This is a genomic window from Arthrobacter sp. CAL618 (assembly GCF_000468215.1).
Classification (GTDB): Bacteria; Actinomycetota; Actinomycetes; order Actinomycetales; family Micrococcaceae; genus Arthrobacter_D.
This window is the reverse complement of the sequence record NZ_ASZW01000167.1, coordinates 3,835-8,613: the sequence shown is the minus strand read 5'-3', so window position 1 is coordinate 8,613 and position 4,779 is coordinate 3,835. Positions and strand designations below refer to the sequence as shown.

Below are 4,779 nucleotides of genomic sequence, written 5' to 3'. Positions count from 1 at the left end.
GGCCGCCGAGACCGGGGCCATCGCGGTGCCCACCGATATCACCGAGGACGACGACGTCGAGCGCCTTCTGGGCACCGTCGCCGACGCAGGTGGTGCTGACACCCTGATCAACATTGCCGGCGGTGCCCGCGGCGCCGACCGGCTGGTCGACGCGAAGACTGCCGATTGGGACTGGATGTACCAGGCGAACGTGGTGGGCACGATGAAGATGACCCGAGCGTTTCTCCCCATGCTCAGGGGCCAGACGGATGGCGGCACTGTCCTGAACCTGACGTCGACGGCCGGAATGGTCTCCTACGAAGGTGGCGCCGGCTACAACGCGGCGAAGGCTGCCCAGCGTGCCATGACCCGGGCGCTGCGGCTGGAGGAAGCAGAGCATGGTGTCCGTGTGGTCGAGGTGCTGCCCGGCATGGTGCACACCGAGGAGTTCTCCCTGAACCGGCTGGGCAGTGCAGACGCCGCCTCAAAGGTGTACGACGGCGTCGAAAAGCCACTCACCAGCGAGGACGTGGCGGATATCGTCGTCTACGCGGTGACGGTGCCCCACCATGTGAACCTCGACGAGATTGTGGTCCGCCCGCTGGCGCAGGCCGCAGCGCACAAGGTGATCCGGAGCCAGTAGTCCCAGCTGCATTGGCGCCCCGCGCGGGCCGGTCAGTTTCCGCTAGACTAGGTGCAACAGCTTTGACCCGGCCATCACCGGTGAGCTTCCGGAAGAACCCCTGTCGTACGTCCTTCGTGCTGCAGGCTAGTAGAACCGGACGGGTAAGCCCGTCATAGCGGTCACGAAGTGGCAGCCGCGAGAAGATATGTCTCGTTGGCGGCAAGTGAGGTGGTACCGCGGGTTTGGCACCCGGGTTGCAGGCTGACCCGATTGTTGGACGCGTCCTCGCAGGTAACTGAACCACACCTTGCCTACAGGATGAACAACATGCCACAGATCTACCCCAAGGCCACCAGCCATGACAGCGCGGCTGGCGCTGCCTCCTCCTCTTCGGCGTCCCCGCGGTTCCCCGAGATCGAGGAACGGATCCTCAAGTACTGGGACGCAGATGGCACGTTCCAGGCGTCGATCGACGCCCGCAGCGCAGACCTTCCCGACGGTGAGAACGGCTCAAATGAGTTTGTCTTCTACGACGGCCCCCCGTTCGCCAACGGGCTACCCCACTACGGCCACCTGCTGACCGGCTACGCCAAGGACCTGGTGGGCCGCTACCAGACCCAGCGCGGCCACCGCGTGGAGCGCCGGTTCGGCTGGGACACCCACGGACTGCCCGCCGAGCTGGAAGCGATGAAGCAGCTGGGCATGAGCGACAAGGCGCAGATCGAAGCCATGGGCATCGACAAATTCAACGACGCCTGCCGGTCCTCAGTGATGAAATACGCCGGCGAGTGGCAGGACTATGTCACCCGNCCCGCCAGGCCCGCTGGGTGGACTTCGACAACGACTACAAGACGCTGAACGTCGACTACATGGAGTCGGTGATCTGGGCGTTCAAGAACCTGTACGACAAAGGCCTCACCTACAACGGTTACCGCGTGCTGCCCTACTGCTGGAACGATGAGACGCCGCTTTCCAACCACGAGCTGCGGATGGACGACGACGTCTACCAGGACCGCCAGGACCAGACCGTCACCGTGACCTTCCCCATCCTGGCCGGCAGCACCGAGCTGTCGCAGGAGCTCGCCGGGGTGCAGGCCCTCGCCTGGACCACCACGCCCTGGACCCTGCCCACCAACGCCGCTCTCGCCGTCGGGCCCGACATTGCCTATGCACTGGTTCCCGCCGGACCAACACTGGCCGACGACGACCGCCGCTTCCTCATCGCCGCTGACCTGTTGGGCAACTACGCCAAGGACCTCGGCTACGCCTCAGCGAAAGAGGCGACAGCCGCCATCGAGCGCACCCTGCAGGGCGCCGAGCTCGCGGACCTGGCCTACGAACCGCTCTGGGACTACCTGGCCGACCCCGAACAGGGCGGTTACCGCAACGCCTTCCGGTTCCTCGTGGCCGACTACGTCACCACCACCGACGGCACCGGCATTGTGCACCAGTCACCCGCCTACGGTGAAGAGGACCAGAAAATCTGCGAGGAGGCTGGCATCCAGGTCATTCTTTCAGTCGATGAAGGTGCGCGCTTCCTCCCGATGTACGGGCAGGGGCCTCTCGCCGACATCGTCGGACTGCAGGTCTTCGACGCGAACAAGCCCATCAGCCGGGTGCTGAAGGACAGCGGACGCCTGGTCCGTCAGGCCAGCTACGTGCACAGCTACCCGCACTGCTGGCGGTGCCGCAACCCGCTGATCTACCGGGCTGTGTCGTCCTGGTTTGTGGAGGTCACCAAGATCAAGGACCGGATGGTGGACCTGAACCAGGGCATCAACTGGATCCCCGAGAACGTGAAAGACGGGCAGTTCGGCAAGTGGCTGGCCAACGCCCGGGACTGGTCGATCAGCCGGAACCGGTACTGGGGCAGCCCCATCCCGGTCTGGCAGTCCGACGATCCCGCCTACCCGCGGACCGACGTCTACGGCTCGCTCGCCGAGATCCAGGCGGACTTCGGCCGGTTGCCGCTGAACAAGGCGGGGGAGCCGGACCTCCACCGTCCCTTCATCGATGAGCTGACCCGCCCCAACCCCGACGACCCCCGCACACCAGCTGAGGGCCAGTCCACCATGCGCCGGGTCGAGGACGTACTGGACGTCTGGTTTGACTCCGGTTCCATGCCCTTCGCCCAGGTGCATTACCCGATGGAGAACCAGGAATGGTTTGACTCCCACAACCCTGCTGACTTCATCGTCGAGTACATCGGCCAGACCCGCGGCTGGTTCTACATGCTGCATGTGCTCTCCACGGCGCTGTTCGACCGGCCGGCGTTCCGCAACGTGATCAGCCACGGCATCGTCCTGGGCGACGACGGCCAGAAGGCGTCCAAGAGCCTGGGCAACTACCCGGACGTCACCGAGGTCCTCGACCGGGACGGCGCCGACGCCATGCGCTGGTTCCTGATGTCCTCCCCGGTGCTGCGTGGCGGAAACCTGATCGTCACCGAACAGGGCATCCGCGACGGCGTCCGGCAGGTCATCCTGCCGCTCTGGAATGTCTGGCACTTCTTCAGCCTCTACACCAACGCGGCAGCCGGCGGCACCGGCTACGAGGCAAAAACGGTCAGCCCCGAACGGGCCAATCGCCTCGCCGAACCAGTGGACCGCTACATCCTCGCCTACACCGGAAACCTGGTGCGGGATATGACAGCGTCGCTCGATGCCTTCAACATCAGCGACGCCTGCGAGACGCTGCGCCGCTACCTGGACACGCTGACCAACTGGTACGTCCGCCGGAGCCGGCAGCGGTTCTTCGATGAGGACGCCGACGCCTTCGATGTGCTCTACACCTGCCTCGAAGCGGTCTGCCGGGCCGCAGCGCCCCTGCTGCCCCTGGTCACCGAGGAAATCTGGCGTGGGCTCACCGGCGGGCGCTCGGTGCACCTGACCGACTGGCCGGAGGCGTCGGCATTCCCGGAGGCACCCGACCTCGTGGAACGGATGGAACGCACCCGCCAAATCTGCTCCACCGGGTCGAGCCTCCGGAAGGCAGCCAACCTGCGCGTCAGGTTGCCGCTGGCCCACCTCACCGTCTTTGACATAGGGCGGGAGCAGCTTTCAGAAGACTATCTAGGTATCATCGCGGACGAACTGAATATCAAACAGGTCAAATTCGCTGCACCAACTCCTGAACTTCTTGAGAAATACGGAATTGGAACCGAGCTTAAGATTGACGCCCGAAAAGCAGGACCCATTCTCGGCAAGAGGATGAAGGATGTACTCAAGGAGGTCAAGGCTGACCGCTACGACGGCTATGGTCCTGATAATTGGACAGTCACAATCTCAGGGGGGGACGAACCTGTTGTGGTTCGTTTAAGTTCCGATTGGGCCAAACCAGAACAGACGGCGAACACGGAAGCGGTTGATGCCGAGGTGGGCTTCCTGCCCGGGGGCGGTTTCCTCGTGCTCGATACCGTCGTCACCGGGGAGCTCGCCGCCGAAGGAGCGGCCCGGGACGCGATCCGGGCCATCCAGCAGGCCCGCCGCGACGCGGACCTGCACATCAGCGACCGGATCGTGACCACGCTTGGCGTCGCACCGGACCTGGTCGATGCCCTGACATCGAACGCGGCACTCATCAAAGCGGAAACGCTGACCAACGAACTGCACGTTGTCGCTGCTGCGCCAACGGACGGCGAGTTTACCGTCACAGTAGAGAGGCACTCATGAGCCAGCAGACCCCAGAGCCACGGGATTCAGAGCCAAGGGATTCAGAATCAATGGATTCGGAGTCAAACGGCCCGGCGCCCACAGTGTTCGACAAGTTTTCGGTGGAGAGTGTCTACGCGGAACTGCTGAGCCGGGCACCTGAGAACAAAATGGAACCGCGGATGGCCCCGATGATCAGGGCAATGGAAATCCTCGGCGAACCCAACAAGGCGTTCCCGATCATCCACCTGACCGGAACCAACGGGAAAACGTCGACCGCACGCATGGTCGAGGGCATCCTGCGGGCGCATGAGCTGCGGACCGGGCGCTACACGAGCCCACATCTGAGCAGCGTCACCGAGCGCATCAGCATCGACGGCGAACCGGTCTCCGACGAAACCTTCGTGCGGATCTGGGACGAGATCAGGCCGTTCCTGGAAATCATCGACGGCGAACTGGAAGCGGCGGGCGACCCCCGGCTGACCTACTTCGAGAGCATCACCATTCTCGCGTTCGCGGTCTTCG

General features: G+C 64.1%; 1 protein-coding gene and 2 pseudogenes. All 3 read left to right on the top strand.

Translation table 11 applies throughout. The features are described from left to right. The coding region (locus K728_RS0110385; protein ID WP_024476648.1) for an SDR family oxidoreductase at positions 1–622 on the top strand (622 nt) is incomplete at its 5' end. Positions 623–922: 300 nt separating this feature from the next. Beyond that, a pseudogene (gene ileS / locus K728_RS19105) lies at positions 923–4,275 on the top strand (isoleucine--tRNA ligase). An 83-nt stretch (positions 4,276–4,358) separates the two neighbouring features. After that, a pseudogene (locus K728_RS23225) lies at positions 4,359–4,779 on the top strand (dihydrofolate synthase); the annotation flags it as partial.